The organism is Marinobacterium zhoushanense, assembly GCF_014641945.1.
GTDB classification, from domain to species: Bacteria; Pseudomonadota; Gammaproteobacteria; order Pseudomonadales; family Balneatricaceae; genus Marinobacterium_D; species Marinobacterium_D zhoushanense.
In genome coordinates, this window is the sequence record NZ_BMIJ01000011.1 from 22873 (window position 1) to 40822 (window position 17950).

Below are 17950 nucleotides of genomic sequence, written 5' to 3' on the forward strand. Positions count from 1 at the left end.
GGCCCGATTATACCCGCCGCCGGAGGTGAAGTCAGGCAAGCGGCGGCGTTTGGGCCGTTGGCCTGTACCGCATCGAGCGCGTACAATTGGGCCCTTCATTTTAATCCGGTTGTTGTGTGTCATGGCCCGTCCTACCCGTTCCAAAAGCAGTGCTCGCTGGCTCGACGAGCATGTTAATGATCCCTTCGTGAAGCAGGCCCAGGTCGACGGCTATCGCTCCCGTGCCAGCTACAAGCTGCTGGCGATCAACGACAAGGACAAGCTGATCAAACCCGGGATGCTGGTGATGGATCTGGGCTCCGCTCCCGGTGGCTGGTCACAGGTGGCGTCGAAGCTGGTGGCACCCAAGGGGCGGGTGATCGCGTCCGATATCCTGCCGATGGATGCGATGGCCGATGTGGAGTTCATCCAGGGCGACTTCACCGAGCAGGAGGTGTTCGACCGGATCATGAGCGCCGTGGGTGGTGCGCCGGTGGACGTGGTGATCTCCGATATGGCGCCGAATATAAGTGGCGTGGCCTCTGCCGATCAGGCGTCATCAATCTATCTGGTCGAGCTGGCGCTGGATATGGCCTGTCAGGTGCTCAAGCCCAAGGGGAGCTTTATCGCCAAGGTATTTCACGGAGAAGGCTACGAAGAGTTCGTCAAAGCCGTGAAGGAGCACTTCGATAGCGTCGTTGTGCGCAAGCCCGAAGCGTCCAGAGCGCGCTCCCGTGAAGTTTATCTGGTCGGAAAGGGGTTCCGGGCCGGTTAACCGCTCAGCCGCCTCATTGGCGTATTCAAGTGTCGAAACCAGACATCTGTCGTGACATGACAACCTCCATAATGTCGGCCCTTTTTCATCCGATTTTCTTGGAGCTGACATGTCCGACTTTATCACCGTTCTGCGCGAAACCTGCCCGACTCCCGTGGTTGACGCCACCAAGTGGACGCGCATCGGCGGCGACCCACATACCGTGAACCTGAACGCCTACACCTCCGCCGACGGCAGCAAGATCATGGGTACCTGGATCTGCACCCCGGGCAAATTCGAGGTGAATTACGAGAAGTGGGAGTTCTGCCACTTCCTCGACGGTTACTGCATTATCACCCCGGAAGGTGAAGAGCCGAAGCACCTGAAAGCCGGTGACGTGTTCGTTATCGAACCCGGCATGAAGGGGACTTGGGAAGTGGTTGAGACCGTACGCAAGTACTTCGTGTTTGCCTGATCTCTCAGGTGGTGAGTCTGGAACGTTGCCAAGACTGAACCGCCTATGTTTGATCTAACTGCGCCTGCTGATCAATCGGTGGGCTCTTTTTGCATGTTGTCGCTGCCTCTTTACGGCGAGAAGCGGGCTGAGCCCCTCTCGCCATAAGACAAGTACTCAACCCTGCAGATTGAACTTGAACGGGCTGTTGTCAAAGGTCTGGCGTTCGGATTTCCATTTTGCCAGGATCTCGCCAGCATCTTCAGACAGGGGCAGTTCAAGTGCCGCGATCAGCTCGCCCCGGCTGGTCCCCATATCCTCCAGCACAGCGTCGCGATAATCGAGGAGGCTCGCCAGCTGCCTGCGGTATTTCCATTCGGTCAAACGCTGCTGCACCGCCTGATAGATCCGCGCCACGAAACCTTCGCCATGCGGCTTGCTGCGTGAGGCGCCGCGGTTAACGGGATGCTTTAACTCAACTGCATTAAAGTAAAAGTCGAATGTGGACATGGTACGTCCCCTTATATTGGCGATATCTTGTGGATATCTATGTTGGTATGGATATAAATATCAGCGTGAAAACTTTATATAGTAAATTGTGCTGATAGGTCGGGATTGATACAAACGACAAATAGTACAAAGAAGGTTGAGTTTTATTCATTTTTTGGTGTGATATTGGCGGCGCTGAATCAGGTGCATCGCTTAGCAGCAGCGTTGGTCGATCACAGGAACCGGGGACGGGGATGCGTTTATCCCGGGCTGGGTACAGGCCGTCCTAGCAGGGTGTGGGCCCTGTGGGTTAAGGAAAACTAACTGACCGTCAGAGCAGCTCCCTGACCAGTCGAATCAACGTAATCTCCGACGGTGCGCCGAAGCGTTTGGGCGGCCCCCAATAGCCGGTCCCCCGGCTGGTGTAGATCCAGAGATCGCGCAGACGGTCCAGCCCGGCGACATAGGGCTGCTGCATCGTCACGAACAGGTTCCAGGGCCAGAACTGGCCGCCATGGGTATGACCCGAGAGCTGCAGATGGAAGCCAGCCTCCGCTGCGGCTTGGGCTGAGCGGGGTTGGTGGGCGAGCAGAACGCGGGGAAAGGCATGGTCCGGTGCGCCGGCCAGTGCACGCTGGGGGGCGCTACGCTGGCTCTGGTCAAAATGTCCGGCGCTGAAATCGGTCACCCCGGCGACCAGCAGCGTGGCGCCCTGATGCTCGAGCGTGACATGTTGATTCAGCAGCACGCTGAGTCCCAGGCGACGAAACTCCTCGATCCAGGCGTTTGCCCCCGAGTAATACTCATGGTTACCGGTGACCAGATAGACACCGTGGCGAGCCTGCAGATTGGCCAGCGGTTCGGTATGCGTCGACAGGTGTTCGACGCTGCCATCGACCACATCGCCGGTGATCGCGATAAGGTCCGGATCGAGCGCATTGACCCGTTCCACGATCGCCTGCAGATAGCTTTGCTTGATGGTCGGGCCGACATGGATATCGCTAAGCTGGGCGATGGTGAACCCCTCCAGCTCCGGCGGCAGCGCCTTCAGCGGGATATCCACATGGATCACCTGGGCCAGACGCCGCGCGTTGATCAGACCGATGGCGGTGACCAGCAGTGCGAGTCCGGCCACGGCCAGCGCCGAGCCATATGACAGCCAGGGTGTAAGCACTGAGAACAGTGCCAGCCCCCCTAGCACCAGATCGCGCGCCAGGGTCAGAATTAACAGCGAGGAGAAGAGTCCCATTATCAGATAGCCAGCCCAGGCGATAAGGTCCGCCCACTGCCGCGGTATACCGCGAACAAAGATGCTGAGCGGCATCAGTGCCCATGAGGTCATTAACCCCAGCCCGACCAGGAGGATGGCGGTTGTCTCCAGTTGCAGTCCGCTGCACAGGCGCCAGCCGATGTAGGCGTGGAGTAGAGCCAGGATGATCAGAATGCCATAACGGGATTTCACGGGCTGTTCTCGTCTCGGGATGGGGGGAGCAGTGAATCGAGTGCTCACTCTGTTAATGGGGACGGAACCCGGCATAAACAGGGGGCTGGTGTTACCCCGCCCCCTGTTTTTTCTGCCACCAGCCGCTTATGCCGCGCCGGACTAATCGGTCATATCAGTGAATCTGATCAGGCTTGACCACCAGCCAGGACTTGTCCGCGGTAACCGCCTGGCCCAGCGCTTCCTGCTGGGCTGCCGCATCTGCCCACCAGGCTTCCATCTTCTTCATGTACTTGTCCTTGCGGTTGACCCAGATACGCAGGCCGCCCTTGTCCATGTCGGTGCCGTTGAACAGCATATAACCGTCGGAGAGCGGGGAGTCGCCGGCAACGAGAACCGGTTTTTTCCACTGATCGATCCAACCGAGAATCGAGCCCAGTTTGCCCTCGTACCAGGTCATTGGGTTCATCAGGTAGGGGGTGAGTTCCAGCGACAGGTTCTTGGCCTGGTCGTAGCTGCCATTCTTGATCTGCAGGCGCGAGGTGGTCAGGGCACCGCTGTCGCGGTCTTTCAGCAGCATGTTGACGCCGATGACGTTCTGCGGCTTCACGTTGTAGCCGTACTTGGGATCGCTGGCGATCATGCGCACGATCTCCTCGCTGGCCGCGGTCATGACGTAGACCTCGATGCCGTTCTCCTGCAGTCTGTTGTACAGCTCGGTCATGCCGGCAAACACCTTGGGTGGATTGACGCCACCGGAGACCACCTTATCGCCGTCGTAGTACTGAATGGTGATCTTCTTGTCGTAGGCCATCACCTCGTCGACGTAGCCTTTCAGCTCCTGCAGCGTAAAGCCTGAGAAGATCTGCGCCACCCAGGGGTAGCAGACCAGGTTGTCGATCTCACATAGGCGGTAGTAGTAGCTGTTCAGGCTCTCCTTAAACTCCGCTGTATCCTTGAATGGGATCAGCTTCAACGAAGGATCCATCGTCTCTCGGGTCAGTACGCCCTTCATCTCCAGGTAGGGCAGCAGCGACTCTTCGATATCGTACTGGTAGCTGGTGTTGTCCATATCGAATACGGCGTAGGCGCCGCTGTTGGCGTTGGCGCTGATCATGCTGTCCAGCTGCTTGGCGACATCGGCTGGCCAATGTATCAACTCGGTTGCGCCGGCACTCAGGCTGGCGACAGCCAGCGTCAGACCAGCCAGAATTTTGTTCATTCTCCTCATATCGTTCTTCCTTAATATAATTATGCCCGCATAGATAGGCCTGAGGTTGCATGTAACAAAAGTGAAACATTCTGGAGGCTAGAGCGTTGGGAGGTGATAAGAGAGCCTGAATACGACCTCTGCATATCCTTTTCTGTCTTGACTGGGCCTGTGGATTCTGGAACGCGATTGCCTGTGGCGAGCTTGGGTGCGGTGTTCGTCATGCTCAGCGTCAGCTTGGCCTGAACGTGGGGGACGGGGATTGATAGCCGGGGAGAAAACTGGATCGGGCGGGGGTACAACTGGATAGAATCAGCAGCGTCCCGGGTGAGGCGTATCTGCTACTTGATCGCTTATGGGGGAGATCAAGTCAGCAGTTTAAAGCCGGGCGCTGCTGTGTTTCTTAAGCATGCTTAGCCGGTGATCCGACGTTCAGCCTGCCATTTGGCCATTGCCTGCTTGGCATCCTGCGTCAGCGGCAGCTCTATCGCCATGTTCAGTTCGCCACGGGTCATGCCGATATCGGCCAGTACATGGTCATCGTAGTCGAGCAGGTTGACCAGGGCTCTGCGGTATTTCCATTCGGTCAGGCGCTGGCCCAGGGAACGGTAGATACGCACGGCCAGATTATCGGCCGGAAACTGGATGCGCAGCGCATCCCAAGACAGTGGATGATTGGGGTTTGAACTCAGTTTCAGATCATATGTAGACATTAGAGGGGCCTCTTTCGTGGCGATATCTCATGGAAATCGCTCTTTAGTTAGATATAAATCTTCGTTTATATCGGTATTTGCAGCGAATAATGCGCCTAAAAATTGATCAGTTCAAAGTACAAAAAATCCGCGATTGATTAACTTTTTCTCATCTATTTTTTGGGCTGATCGGCAGGGGTTTTTATCAGGGCTGTGGGTACAGCAGGCAGGCTGTTAGAGGCGCGAAAAAGCGCGGCAGGGGTGGTTTTCCGGCAGGCTGACTCCGGGCTTCAGCCCATCATCGCCAGCGTCCGGTTGGCCCAGTCTATCGCGTCCAGATTGGCGCGATGATAGACAGGGTGATCAGATATGCGTATCCGGTTCCAAAAGCCGTCACAGAACGCCGAGACTTGAGTGAGCAGTTGGCCCAGTTCGCCCTCGTGGTCGATAACCGCGGCTTTAACAGAATCGCTGATCGCAATCTGCTCGATCAGAGCGCTTTTCTCGATATCCAGCAGTGCATCGATGCGATCGAGCATGCCGCATAAAAACGCAGTGCTCGGTGAGATCCCCGGCAGTTTGAGCTCTTCCGCAAGCTGTTCGCACATGCTGGCGGTGATCAGTACCTGGCGGGTCAGTTCGACAGGCTTGGACTTCTGCCCGGAGAGGGCGATCAGCGAGACCCATTTGCGCACTTCGGTGAGGCCGAGAATGACCAGGGCCTCCATCAGGTTGTCGATCTTGCGCTTGCGTGACATCGCTGCCGAGTTGACGATGGAGAGTAAACGGTAGCTCAGGCTTGGGTCCTGCTCGATCAACTCGACCAGGCGTTTCTCCTTAGGCTCGGGCTTGAGCAGCTCCGACAGGAGCTGGAGCAGGATCGTCTCATTGGACTCGATACGGCGTCCGGCAACGATCTCGGGGTGTTTCAGAAAGTAGCCCTGGAACAGGTGAAAGCCCAGTCCACTACAATCTTCGAGCTCGGCATGGGTTTCGATCTTTTCGGCCAGTAGCCGGGTGCCGAACCGTTTCAGCAGCCGTACCTGATCATGGGTCTTGGCGATGCCCAGTTTACGGATGTCGAGGCGAACGATATCGACATGATCGAGCAGTTCATCGAACGCTCTATCGTAAACGAAGTTGTCCAGTGCGAAGCGGTATCCCGCGCGCTTATAGCGCTTGATCGATTCGATGGACACATCGTTGGCCGCCAGCTCCTCGTGTAGCTCAAACACCACCTGCTTGGGCGACAGTGCCGGTAGCGAATCGGTTTCCAGCATCTGCCGGGGCAGGTTCAGGAATACCGGAAGCTGGCGCAGGCTCTGATTGTCGACGACGCTGCTGTAGGCGTTGATCAGCACGTTGCAGGTTGCGTGCTGGCCATTGAGCACATTGGCGACTTTGGTTTCGTCGTCACTGCGGTAGAGCAGCTCATAAGCGACAACACGCAGATTGCGGTCGAAGATGGGCTGTCTGGCCATCAGAACTTGAGGCGTGTCGGGCAAGGTCGGGACTCCATGAAGCATGCCGGTCAACTGAGCATAGTCTCTATTCGTCCGAACCGAACGGTTTAACGTACGGTGCGGGCGCCAATATGGATGGACGCCAGACTAGACCCGAGGTGAGCGACCATGATAACCCAGGACACCCGGCGTGATCACTCGAATCGATCCCAATAGGGGACGTCGTCGAAATAGTCGCTTACGAAGTCGATAAAACTGCGCACCTTGCTCGCCATGAGCTGCCGGTGGGCGTAGACCGCATAGAGACCCATCGGCTCCGGCTCGAATTCGGGCAGGACCACTTTGAGCTTGCCCTCGGCGACCGCTGGGCCACAGATGAAGGTCGGTTGCATCACGATTCCGGCCCCCTGCAGGGCCGCCTGTACCAGCACATCGCCATTATTGCTGACCAGATTGCTGCTGCTTTCCCGCAGCCAGCTCGACAGGGCCAAGCTGGGGTCGCTCTCCAAGTAGCTGTAGCGTAGATAGTGATGCTCGCTCAACTGTTCAGGGTGGGTTGGCGTGCCATACCGGGCCAGGTAGTCGGGCGAGGCGCATAACACCAGACGCACCGGGGCGATACGTTTGGCCACTAGAGATGAGCTTTTCAACCGGCCGATGCGCAGGGTGACATCAAACCCCTCATCTACGATATCCACCTTCCGGTCGCTGAGCTGCAGGTCGATCCCGACCGCCGGGTTCGCCTGTTGGAAAGCGCAGAGCAGTGGCGCCAGGTGTCGGGTGGAAAAGGAGACCGGAGCACTGATCCGCAACAACCCCTGGGCCTGTGTCTGCATATCGCTGACCTGACTGTCCAGTTCGTCCAGTTCGTCCAGCAGTTGCTGTGCTCGCTGGCAGTAACGTGCGCCGGCCTCGGTCAGATGAACTTTCCGTGTTGTGCGGTTAAGCAGCCGGGCACCGAGCTGCCGCTCCAACTGACCGACATACTTACTGACCAGCTGTGGCGATATGGAGAGCCGCTCGGCCGCTCGGGTGAAGCTGCCTTCGTCCGCGACAGTTATAAACGTGCGCATCGCCTCGATACGGTCCACCGCTTTCTCCTTCTCTGGGCCGGGTTGAAACAGTTTTATCAACAATTTGTTGTTAATTATGCAATATAGATCGAATTAATGATTGATTTTGATGATAGTAAGGTATGCCTAATCCATTTTTAGGCGGTAGTGCCCAGATCTCTTTTGGCGCTGCACCGTAATGCAGGAGGTCAGGCTATGCTGGTAAACGGCATCTGGACAGAAAAGTGGCAACCGGTGCAGGCCCAGGACGAGCAGGGACGATTTGTTCGCCAGACCTCGTCGTTTCGAAACTGGATCACGCCCGATGGCGCAGCAGGGCCAACAGGTCAGGGTGGGTTCAAGGCGGAGAGGGATCGTTACCATCTCTACGTGGCTTATATCTGCCCCTGGGCATCGCGAACGCTGATGGTACGGAAACTGAAGCAACTCGACGACCTGATTGGCGTGACGGTGGTGAATCCACAGCTCACCGACCAGGGCTGGCGGTTTGGCGGTTATGAGGGCGCCGATGAGGATTCGATCCAGGGGGCGCGCTATGTCCATGAACTCTATACCCGTGCCGACCCCGCTGTGTCGGGGCGCGCAACGGTCCCGGTGTTGTGGGACAAGCAGACGAGCAGCATCGTCAGCAACGAGTCGGCCGATATCCTGAGGATGCTGAACACCGGGTTCAGCGCTACCCGGGATCGAGGTCCCGACCTCTACCCGTCAGACCTCGCCGCCGATATCGATGCCTTGAACGCCTACCTCTATACCGACTTGAATAACGGTGTGTATCAGGCGGGGTTTGCGACCACGCAACAGGCCTATGAGGAGGCGTACCAAAAGGTGTTCGCGGCGCTGGATGAGCTGGAGCAGCGCCTGGCGGACGGACGGCACTACCTTTTCGGTGATCGTATGACCGAAACCGATATACGCCTGTTCGTGACGCTGGTGCGTTTCGATCTCGCCTATCACGGCTTGTTCAAGTGCAACCGCAATAAACTCAGCGAGATGCCCTGCCTGCACGCCTATGTCAGACGAATACTGGCGCAGGAGGGGGTAGCCGAAACGGTGAACCTCGATCACATCAAAGCGGGTTATTACTCCATTAAAACGCTTAATCCCAACGGCATTGTGCCGGTGGGGCCTGCATCGATTTAAACTGGGCGATAGGTTGTGAATCGCTGAGCCTCTAAAGGTGATATGACATGAATAAGCTGACCGATATCCTGTTTCTCTCCCATGGCGGTGGTCCGATGCCGCTGCTGGGCGACGCCGATCATCAGGAGATGGTCGACTGCCTGAAACGCTTTGCCGCTGAGATGCGCAAGCCTTCCGCGATTCTGGTGATCAGTGCTCACTGGGAGGAGGCGGTGCCGACCCTTACCTCGGGGGTCGCGCCTGGGTTGATCTATGACTACTACGGCTTTCCACCCGAGTCCTACCAGATCCAGTATCCCAGTCCCGGTGAGCCGGCACTGGCGCAGCAGGTCTATGAGGCGTTGCAGGGGGCGGGCATCAGCGCGCGGCTGGATGAGCAGCGCGGTTACGACCACGGCATGTTTGTACCGTTGAAGATCATGTACCCGCAGGCGGATATACCCTGTGTGCAGCTGTCGCTGGTCAACAACCTGGACGCCGAAACCCATCTGCGGATCGGCCGCGCGCTGCAGGCGCTGGACTACGATAACCTGCTGGTGATCGGCTCCGGCTTTTCGTTCCACAACATGCGGGCGTTTTTTGCGCCTGATACACCGGATATCAGAGCGCGCAACCAGGCCTTCGAGGAGTGGCTGCTGGATACCTGCGCTAACCCCGAACTCGATGAGGCAGAGCGTTCTAGGCGCTTCATCGAGTGGGAACAGGCGCCTTATGCGCGCTTCTGCCACCCGCGGGAGGAGCACCTGTTACCGCTGCACGTATGCTACGGCATGGCAGGTCGGCCCAGTGATGAATATAGGGAGGCCACTATCCTCAGGAAAAAGTCGGGATTATTTCGCTGGTCACGGACTCAGTAGCGTAAAGCTGGTGTCGTTACATCAGTGAAATCGGTGTTGGGCTTGGCGTGAGGCGGGATTGGCGGCCAAAATGAATGAGAGTTGTATCGTGCCGTTAACACTAGGGGATTCCGTCATGTCCGACTATCGCGTGTCCGGCAGTTGCCTTTGCAGCAAGGTAACCTTCGAGATAACAGGCAATCTGGGCGTCTTCCAGTACTGCCACTGTTCGCGCTGCCGTAAGTTTACCGGCAGCGCCTTTGCCGCAAATATGTTTGTATTGCCCGAGCAGTTCCGCTGGATCAAGGGCGAGGAGCTGGTGGCAAGATTTGCCCTGCCCGAGGCGAAACATTTTGCCACGGCATTTTGCCGGCACTGCGGCTCCGCGCTGCCCTGGCTGGCGCAAACCGGCAAAGCGGTCGTGGTGCCAGCGGGCACCCTGGATGGTGATCCCCTGCTGCGACCAACGCAGAACATCTTTTGTGCATCGCGGGCCGTCTGGTTCAGCGATCCCGATACCCTGGCGTCATACGACGCGTTTCCCCCAAGAACCAACAACAAAGGCTGACCGTTGATGGCTAAGGTGGTGATTGTTACCGGCGCCAGCCGGGGCATAGGGGCTGCGACGGCGCGGCTGTTGGCAACGCGGGGCTATGCGGTCGGCGTTAACTACCGTACCCGAGCTCAGCAGGCCGACGAGGTCGTGGCGCAGATTATCGCGGCGGGAGGCAAGGCGGTGGCGCTGCAGGCCGATGTGTCCAACGAATCCGATGTGATTCGTCTGTTTGACGAAACGGAGCGCGCCTTGGGGTCGATCACGCATCTGGTCAATAATGCGGGGGGGCTGTTCGCCCAGTCCCGACTGGTGGATATCGACCTGGAGCGGTTTAACCGGGTGTTGCAAACCAACCTGACCAGTTGCTTCCTGTGTTGCCGAGAAGCTGCAAGACGACTGCCCGCCGGCGGGGCTGTGGTCAATCTATCCTCTGTGGCGGCCAGGCTGGGCGCGCCATTCGAGTATATCGATTATGCGGCGTCCAAAGGCGCGATCGAGTCGTTGACCAAGGGGCTGTCGACCGAGCTTGCCGGGCAGGGGATCAGGGTCAATGCGGTCAGTCCGGGTTTGATCTACACCGACATCCATGCTGACGGTGGCGAACCGGGACGGGTCGATCGACTGGGACCCTCGCTGCCGATGAAGCGGGGCGGCCAACCCGAAGAGGTGGCCAATGCGATCGCCTGGCTGCTTTCTGACGAGGCATCCTACGTGACCGGCTCCATCGTCGATGTGGCCGGAGGTCGTTAGGGCAAAACCTGTTCAAGCGAGGTGCGACGCCCCTAGGCTGCTGAGTGTTCGGTGAGCCAGCCGATCCAGGTGAATACGCCGGGGCGTTTGAGCGGGTTGCGTGGTGCGGCCCCGGCGAGTATTACGAGTGGGTTACTCCACGGTAATGGTGATTTTCGGTGACATCACCGGTGGGTTGTGCGGCATATGCCCCATGTCACCCATAAACAGTTGCAGGGTGTGAGTACCGGGCTCCAGAGTCAGCGTTGTTTCGGTCTGGCCACCGCCGAAGTGCTTCACATTCTGGCCCATCGCCTGCCCCATCATCGGCATCTCGGTACCGTCGATCATCAGGTGGTGGTGGCCTGTGTTCTCCTTGTCGATACCCGCCGGGGCGACACCCATTCCCCTGAGCCCAAACTGCACGCTGAAGGTCTGCGGAACAGTGGCACCGTCCGCCGGGGAGATGATGTAGGCTTCAGCGCCCTCGGGGGAGGGGGTCTCCGCGAAACATACAGAGCTGATAATGGCCGTGAGTCCTGCGGTGATGATCGCTTTCTTCATCGTTGAATATCCCTATCTGGCATGCTGTTGGGTTACATGCGAGTTGATTGGATGTGTAGGGCGCGAATGCGCTCCAACACAACAACTTTAGTCGGTGCTGTGAGTAAGACCAAGGCCGGGGCGTTGTTCTGCGCATAACTTTTCTTGAGCTGTGCCTGTGCGTGGCTGGATAAAACGCTTCGCCACTACCATCCTTAGGGGGTTAGGCTCAGGGCAGGTCTGCCCCAGCCATTCCTGTTGGAGCAAGGAGGGGCCCATGTTACAAATCCCTGAAATGAGAGTCGTCACACTGAATACGTTGATATTGTCCGGTTTGGCGATGTCGATCGTGGGTTGCAGTCAATTACAGCAGGAGCAATCCCAGGCGGGTACCTACGAAGGACCGCCGGTAGTGGTCGGTATGGGTGAGGCGCGTACCTTTGCTACCTTGGATGAGCAGGGGGAGGTGGCGACTCTGGGCATCCTGATGAGCGAGGGTGCGCTGGAAGGCTTGCCGGAGCAGGTGCCGCATGGAGAGTTGGAGTTTCACCTGGCATTACCGCCTCAGGCGCGTGACAGCGGTTATGATCATGTCAGCCTGGGGTGGAATCCGCAGGGGCATATTCCCTCGGGGGTGTATGACGTGCCCCATTTCGATTTCCACTTCTACCTGATCGACGAGGGCGCACGCGGTGCGATCACCGCTACCGGCGAGGATCTGGCCCGAGCCCATAAGCAGCCCGAGACGAGCCATATGCCGGTGGACTATGTGTTGCCGGAGGGTACGGAGGTGCCGAACATGGGGGCACATGCGATCGATCCGGGCAGCGACGAGTTCAACGGCAAGCCGTTTACCCACACCTTTATCTACGGCTTCTACGATGGCGAGATCATCTTCATGGAGCCGATGATGACGATGACGTTCCTTCAGTCCCGACCGAACATCTCTACGCCGGTGAAACAGCCCCAGGCGTATGTATCGCACTTTGCCTACCCGGCGTTTTACGGTGTCTATTTCGACGCTGGCAACAAAGAGTACAGGATTACCCTGGATGGGTTGAGCATGCACTGAATCCAACGGCTCCGGAGCCTCTTGCTATCCGAAGCCGTTGTTTCTACCTCTGTTAACGTTCCACGAAAGCCCGTTCGATGACGTAGTGGGAGCGCTCACCGTGGCGTGACTCGTTGAAGCCCCAGCCATCCAATATGGCGCAGGTGTCTTTGAGCATACTGGGGCTGCCGCAGATCATGAACCGGTCGTCCTCGGTATTCGGCTGGGGCAGACCGATGTCGCGAAACAGGCGGCCGGAGAGCATCAGGTCGGTCAGGCGACCGTTGTTCGTGAACGCTTCGCGAGTCACCGTCGGGTAATAGATCAGTTTGTCCCTGACCAGGTCACCGAAGATTTCATGGTTGGGCAGTTCGTTTTCGATGTAGTCCATATAGGCCAGTTCCGACCGGTAACGGACACCGTGGGTCAGAATCACCTTGTCGAACTGCTCATAGATCTCCGGATCCTTGATGATGCTCATAAAAGGCGCCAGACCGGTACCGGTGGAGACCAGGTAGAGGTGTTTGCCGTCGAGCAGGTGGCCGCTGACCAGCGTGCCGGTCGGCTTGGTACTAACCAGTACCTCATCGCCTACCCGGATATTTTGCAAGCGGGAGGTGAGGGGGCCATCGGCCACCTTGATACTGAAAAACTCCAGCTCCTCTTCATAATTGGCGCTGGCGATGCTGTAGGCCCTCATCAGGGGGCGACCCTCAACCTCCAGGCCCAGCATGACGAAGTGACCGTTCTCAAAGCGCATCGACTGGCCGCGACTGGTGCGGATGGAAAACAGCGTGTCATTCCAGTGATGCACATGGGTCACAGTCTCTTTTACCAGGCTTGTCATAGGTCTCTACTCCCCTTTTCTGGTCAATAAACCAACAGGGACGAGTGTAGCGGAGTTATTTCAATCGTCTAAACGGGTTAATTGTGTAGATGCTATCGAATTAATAGGTAGATTGTCGCTCTATGGCCAGGCTTTAGTCTCACGTAAGTGGCCGATGGCAATCGGTGGCGCGACAAGCGTCAGCGGCGACATTAAGTTTTGGACAGTATTTCCTTAGCCATTCTGACCAGTTTTTCACCCCCGAGTTTTGGCGTTAGCTGGTTGAAGGCGATCTCATGCCCTACGGCCTGAATCGTGATGGCAATCTCACCGGCGCCTTGGGGTGGTGTAGGTGGCAAGGGGTCGACGTACTGGGTCAGGTTGTTGATATAGTTGATCGTTTTCCTGTCCACAGCACTTAGTTGAGAGGACAGCAGCCCGCGCAGGTCCGGGGAGGCGGGTATCCCGCGGTCGACCCCGAGAATCTTGACCGCTTCGGGCGAAGTTACCAGGAAGTTGGCCAGTTCCACGGCGAGATCCGGCCACTGGGAGCTGGCGGCCACGGAAAGCATCTGCGAGGGCTTGTAATAATGCCCGGGTTGGCCGCCGGCTGTTGTTGGGAATGCGGTGATGTCGAGCGACTTATTGATGCGCTGCTGGTAGTTGGACAGCATATTGGAGTGGGCAAAGTCCATGGCCGCGTAACCGAGCACTAGCACTGAGGTCTCGATGGAGTGCTTGTCCAACATCTGGATATCGGCGGGCACGCAACCGCCAAAGGCACGTATCTTCGCCCAGTAGCTGAACCACTCGACGGCATCGTCGATTTCGAAATTCAGTGAACCCTCGGATGTATACAGGCCTCTGCCTCTTTGTCGAAGCCAGTTTTCAAAGGCGATCGCCGTGCCGCTGGCGTCGGGGGAGGCGTATAAATTTTGTTGCCGGTTACCTTTGGCAAAGGCTTCGCATTTGTCGCTGAAACTGTCCCAGGTGGTACCGAATGTAGGTGGCTGCACACCGGCCGAGGCCCAGCTCTCACTGTCAATGATGAGAGCCGTCGAGTTGATGCCGAGGTTCACCCCGTAGAGGGTACCATCGACCCTGCAGGAGTCGATGTTGTGTTGACCGAAAGAGCCGATATCGAGCTCGTTTCCCAGGTACTTGTCCAGCGGTAGTAGTACACCGTGACCGGCATAGAGCCTCAGATAACGGTAATCCATCTGGATAAGATCCGGTGTCTGGCGTATGGCAACCAGCGACACGAAGCGTTGCCAGTAATCGAGCCAGTCGAGAAATTCGGTATCGATATCGATACCGGGGTTGGCAGTGGTAAACAGGTCGAGCGCCTGCTGGGTCAGTTTGGCGCGTTCAGGGCTGCCCCACCATATAAATCTAAGGCGGGCGTCGGTCGCCCAGAGTTTGGAACACATAAGGGTTCCGGTGATTCCTGCGACCGCATTGAGGAATCCACGTCGGGTTAGCAGCTCGTTTCTCATGGCGTCAGGCCCTGGTTATTAATGTCGCAGGCATCTCGATCATCTCGTGGTCGCTATCCCTGAAGTTGCCATCTCCAGTGCTGCCACCGCGGGCATGGGTCTTGCGAAATAGTAGCCCTGCGCCTGGTGACACCCCTCCTGTCTCAGGAACTCCAACTGTTGCTCATCCTCCACGCCCTCGGCCACAGACTGTATTTCCAGGGTTGTACAGAGGCCGCAAACGGCCTGTACCACAGCCTGACTGTCACTGGAGGTGAGGACATCGTGAATAAAGGACTTGTCGATCTTGATTCGGTCAAAACGAAACTTGCGTATGTAACCGAGGCTGGAGTAGCCGGTACCGAAATCGTCCATGGCGATATGGACCCCCAACCCGCGCAAGGCTTCAAGCGTATCCAGATTGGCCACTGTATCCTGCATGAGTATGCCCTCGGTTATCTCCAGCTCGAGACGTTCGGGGGGCAGGCCTGAAGAGCTAAGTGCCGCTTCGACATCGGCCAGCAGCGTGTTGGCACGGAACTGCACCGGTGACACGTTTACACCGACTTGCAAATTTGCCGGCCATTTGCGGGCTTCCCGGCAGGCCTGCTCCAATACCCAGCGGCCGATGGTCTTGATCAGGCCGGTCTCCTCTGCGATCGGGATGAACTCTTCCGGTGAGATGAAGCCGCGCTCTTTGTGCTGCCAGCGCAACAGTGCCTCGAATCCTTCGATGTTGCCGGTAGCAATATCCACCTGCGGTTGGTAGGCCAGCTGCAGATCTTGCGCATCGGTGGCTTTCCTGAGTTCCATCTCCAGAGTTCTGCGTGCCTGGACCAGAGCGCCCATTTCCGGTTCGAAGAAACAGAAGCGGTTGCGCCCCTCTCCTTTGGCCCGGTATAGCGCCAGATCCGCGCATTTCATCAGCCGGTCGGGATCATAGCCGTCCCGTGGACTGATCGCGATGCCGATGGACATGCCGACCACGATTATGTGACCTTCGATATCGTAGGGTTGGCCGATCTTGTCGATGATGCGGCGCGAGATCCTGATAGCTTCTTCCTCGTTTCGTTCATCCTTCAGCAGTATGGCGAACTCATCACCGCCCACGCGGGCGACCTCGTCCGTATCGCGCATACAGGTCTGCAGACGTTCGGCAACCGCGATAAGCAACTGATCGCCCACCGGATGGCCCAGGGTGTCGTTGACCGTTTTGAACAGGTCCAGGTCCATGAACAGAAGTGCGACGTCCCGCTTCTGTTCCAGGTTGCTCAGCAGCTTGCCGAAGGAGTCCCGGAACAAGCGGCGGTTCGGCAGACCGGTCAGCGTATCGTGGTAGGCCAGGTGTGCAATCTGCTGCTCCTGCTGGCGCCTTTCGGTAATGTCTTCATGTACCGATACCAAGCCGCCTTCCGGAGTCCGTGCGGTGCGCACCATGATCGTACGCTCGTTACGGTAGTTGAGTACCAACGGTCTGCGCGAGAAAGCGGAATAGCGTTCAGCTGTGGCTTCCGAGTCGTCGGGCTTTATCTCCCGTGCGCCTTTGGCCATGCAGGTATCCATAACCGTCCGGAGCGGTGTGCCTTCTCGTACCTCATCGGGGGTCAAGTCATACAGCGTCATGAACCGGCTATTACTCATCAGCATACGGTCATCGGCGTCGATAAGACACAATCCTTGGGGGATGCTCTCTATGGCTGCGGACAGACGCTCGTACTGGGTATTGATTTTGCTGCTCGATTCCGACAGCAGGCGTTGGCGGGCGTCGATCAGATCGACCAGCAGCGCGTTGAAACTTCGTGCCAGGGTGCCGACCTCATCCATTCGGGTAATCAACTGCGCCGGCATCTGCTGCGAAAGATCTTCTGTTCCCCGTAACCGAACAACAAAGGCGTTCAGGCGTTCTATCGGCCTGACAAGTCCTGCTGCCAGTAGCAAGCTTAAGCCTAGCAGCACAACCGCCGTTACAGCCGTCACGCCAATAATCACCCACTTTGCCTCATCAACGGTCACTTGGGTTGTATCAAGCGCCTGCTGGTAGCGGATTCGAGCCTCCTTTTCCAGGCCATTGAGCGCCGATGTCAGCGCGATATCCGTGCGGCTCATTGCCATCCGGGTGATGACAGAGCCGGAGTAAAACAGGCTTGTCCGTTGCCAGATATCGTGGATGCCTGTAGGGCTTAGAATCGCTTGCGACAGCTTATTCCACTGTTGGTCGATCTGCGCTTTGAATGATGCGAACGGCGCGTTGAGCAGTAAGGGCGTTAAACGCTCGAAGTTGGATGCGAGTGTTCCCAGTTCGGACTCGTTAAGCTGGATCGCCTGTGTATCGCCCTCGACCAGCTGGATCGAGTGGGCATGCTGCAGCCTGTTATCCAGTTCGCCAAGACGGGCTCTGATCAACTCCAGCTGTGTAAATATCAGGTTTGCATCCAGCGGGAGGTTAGCGACATCGCGCCGGACTTGCCCGTCGCCTAATGGTATAGAGCTGCTTGCAATTTGTGCATGCAGCGCTGCCATGAGGTTGTCCAACTCGATGATGGCTGTGCTGGCGTTATATCGCTGTACCTCGAACTCCATCTGCAGGCTGGTCTGGGTATCGCAGCTGCTGATGAGGTTATTGAATGCGTGCTGAAGCTCCTCCTTTGCGGAGCGCACCTTCATTTCGTACGTCGTATCCACGTTGTGTAAAAAGGTGGCCAGTTCCTCGATGATCGCGAAATCTTTCTCCCTTGAGCCATTCAGTGACACACGGTGGGAACCGTCGGCGATCTTGCACGCCTGCAAGAGGCCGTGCGCCCGGCTGGTCAGGCTGCGCATCGAGTTGGAGGCGTTGATGGCTTGGGTAAGCAGAGGTAGGTAGGTCTGGGTCGTGTCTGTGACAGAGGTTGAAACGGTATGGGTGTAGCGTAATCCGATCCAGCCGCTGATACAGGTTATCAGTACCACACCCAAGGCAGCGCAGAGCGCCTTGAAACGAAGGCGGCTTGCCAGCATCCGCATCCATTTTTTCAATGGAGACTCCTCAGTGCCAGACCAGTTTTGTGTAGGTCCATACCGAAAGTAACCTGAAGAGGTTTCTATTCAGACAGATCTTTCTTCGTTCAAATCCCTAGCGTCATCCTCTCCCTCTTTCCTTAAATGAGAACTTCTTCTCCGATTCCTGTGTGTCATTGTAGCGCCAATCTCCGACCGCAAACCAAGACGGTTAAAGGCGAATCTATCACTAATTTGCG

General features: G+C 57.3%; 17 protein-coding genes. 7 read left to right on the forward strand and 10 right to left on the reverse strand.

Annotation, left to right across the window (positions count from 1 at the left end):
• Window positions 1-121 precede the first annotated feature (121 nt).
• On the forward strand, window positions 122-754 hold the full coding sequence (gene rlmE, locus IEX40_RS21170; RefSeq protein ID WP_188752099.1) for a 23S rRNA (uridine(2552)-2'-O)-methyltransferase RlmE: 633 nt from the start codon (window positions 122-124) through the stop codon (window positions 752-754).
• Between the two features lie 109 nt (window positions 755-863).
• Window positions 864-1208, forward strand: coding sequence for a cupin domain-containing protein (locus IEX40_RS21175; RefSeq protein ID WP_036189746.1), 345 nt, complete (start codon window positions 864-866; stop codon window positions 1206-1208).
• Between the two features lie 156 nt (window positions 1209-1364).
• On the opposite strand, the gene IEX40_RS21180 is transcribed toward IEX40_RS21175, so the two are convergent.
• The 6 genes from IEX40_RS21180 to IEX40_RS21205 form a co-directional block, all read right to left on the reverse strand.
• Window positions 1365-1697 (reverse strand): hypothetical protein, encoded by a 333-nt coding sequence (locus IEX40_RS21180; protein WP_188752101.1) that lies wholly within the window; start codon window positions 1695-1697, stop codon window positions 1365-1367.
• A 310-nt stretch (window positions 1698-2007) separates the two neighbouring features.
• Complete coding sequence (locus tag IEX40_RS21185) at window positions 2008-3138, reverse strand: metallophosphoesterase (protein ID WP_229680877.1); 1131 nt, start codon at window positions 3136-3138, stop codon at window positions 2008-2010.
• Between the two features lie 154 nt (window positions 3139-3292).
• Window positions 3293-4339, reverse strand: coding sequence for an HAD family hydrolase (locus IEX40_RS21190; protein WP_229680878.1), 1047 nt, complete (start codon window positions 4337-4339; stop codon window positions 3293-3295).
• A gap of 401 nt (window positions 4340-4740) precedes the next feature.
• Window positions 4741-5040 carry a DUF1127 domain-containing protein gene (locus IEX40_RS21195; protein WP_188752106.1) on the reverse strand — a complete coding sequence of 100 codons (300 nt, stop codon included), beginning with the start codon at window positions 5038-5040 and terminating at the stop codon, window positions 4741-4743.
• Between the two features lie 269 nt (window positions 5041-5309).
• Window positions 5310-6500 (reverse strand): EAL and HDOD domain-containing protein, encoded by a 1191-nt coding sequence (locus IEX40_RS21200; RefSeq protein WP_188752109.1) that lies wholly within the window; start codon window positions 6498-6500, stop codon window positions 5310-5312.
• 176 nt (window positions 6501-6676) lie between these two features.
• Entirely contained in the window at window positions 6677-7573 is an 897-nt protein-coding gene (locus IEX40_RS21205) for a LysR family transcriptional regulator (RefSeq protein WP_188752111.1), read from the reverse strand.
• 177 nt (window positions 7574-7750) lie between these two features.
• On the opposite strand from IEX40_RS21205, the gene IEX40_RS21210 reads away from it, so the two are divergent.
• The 4 genes from IEX40_RS21210 (at window position 7751) to IEX40_RS21225 (ending at window position 10840) form a co-directional block, all read left to right on the forward strand.
• Window positions 7751-8698, forward strand: a complete 948-nt coding sequence (locus tag IEX40_RS21210) for a glutathione S-transferase family protein (protein ID WP_188752113.1) — start codon at window positions 7751-7753, stop codon at window positions 8696-8698.
• A 47-nt stretch (window positions 8699-8745) separates the two neighbouring features.
• On the forward strand, window positions 8746-9555 hold the full coding sequence (locus IEX40_RS21215; protein WP_188752115.1) for a DODA-type extradiol aromatic ring-opening family dioxygenase: 810 nt from the start codon (window positions 8746-8748) through the stop codon (window positions 9553-9555).
• Window positions 9556-9670: 115 nt separating this feature from the next.
• Window positions 9671-10102: a GFA family protein gene (locus IEX40_RS21220; RefSeq protein WP_188752117.1), complete on the forward strand. Its 432-nt coding sequence runs from the start codon at window positions 9671-9673 to the stop codon at window positions 10100-10102.
• Window positions 10103-10108: 6 nt separating this feature from the next.
• Window positions 10109-10840: an SDR family oxidoreductase gene (locus tag IEX40_RS21225; RefSeq protein ID WP_188752119.1), complete on the forward strand. Its 732-nt coding sequence runs from the start codon at window positions 10109-10111 to the stop codon at window positions 10838-10840.
• Window positions 10841-10972: 132 nt separating this feature from the next.
• On the opposite strand, the gene IEX40_RS21230 is transcribed toward IEX40_RS21225, so the two are convergent.
• Window positions 10973-11383 carry a DUF4399 domain-containing protein gene (locus IEX40_RS21230; RefSeq protein ID WP_188752120.1) on the reverse strand — a complete coding sequence of 137 codons (411 nt, stop codon included), beginning with the start codon at window positions 11381-11383 and terminating at the stop codon, window positions 10973-10975.
• 256 nt (window positions 11384-11639) lie between these two features.
• Between IEX40_RS21230 and IEX40_RS21235 the strand changes: the two genes are divergently transcribed.
• A complete protein-coding gene (locus IEX40_RS21235) occupies window positions 11640-12434 on the forward strand; it encodes a DUF5602 domain-containing protein (RefSeq protein WP_229680879.1) in 795 nt (264 codons plus the stop codon).
• A 52-nt stretch (window positions 12435-12486) separates the two neighbouring features.
• Here the strand turns inward: IEX40_RS21235 and IEX40_RS21240 are convergent, their stop codons facing one another.
• From IEX40_RS21240 to IEX40_RS21250, 3 genes are all read right to left on the reverse strand, one after another.
• A complete protein-coding gene (locus IEX40_RS21240) occupies window positions 12487-13260 on the reverse strand; it encodes a ferredoxin--NADP reductase (protein ID WP_188752122.1) in 774 nt (257 codons plus the stop codon).
• Between the two features lie 191 nt (window positions 13261-13451).
• Window positions 13452-14669 carry an ABC transporter substrate-binding protein gene (locus IEX40_RS21245; RefSeq protein ID WP_188752124.1) on the reverse strand — a complete coding sequence of 406 codons (1218 nt, stop codon included), beginning with the start codon at window positions 14667-14669 and terminating at the stop codon, window positions 13452-13454.
• 105 nt (window positions 14670-14774) lie between these two features.
• Entirely contained in the window at window positions 14775-17729 is a 2955-nt protein-coding gene (locus IEX40_RS21250; RefSeq protein WP_188752127.1) for an EAL domain-containing protein, read from the reverse strand.
• Window positions 17730-17950: the final 221 nt, after the last annotated feature.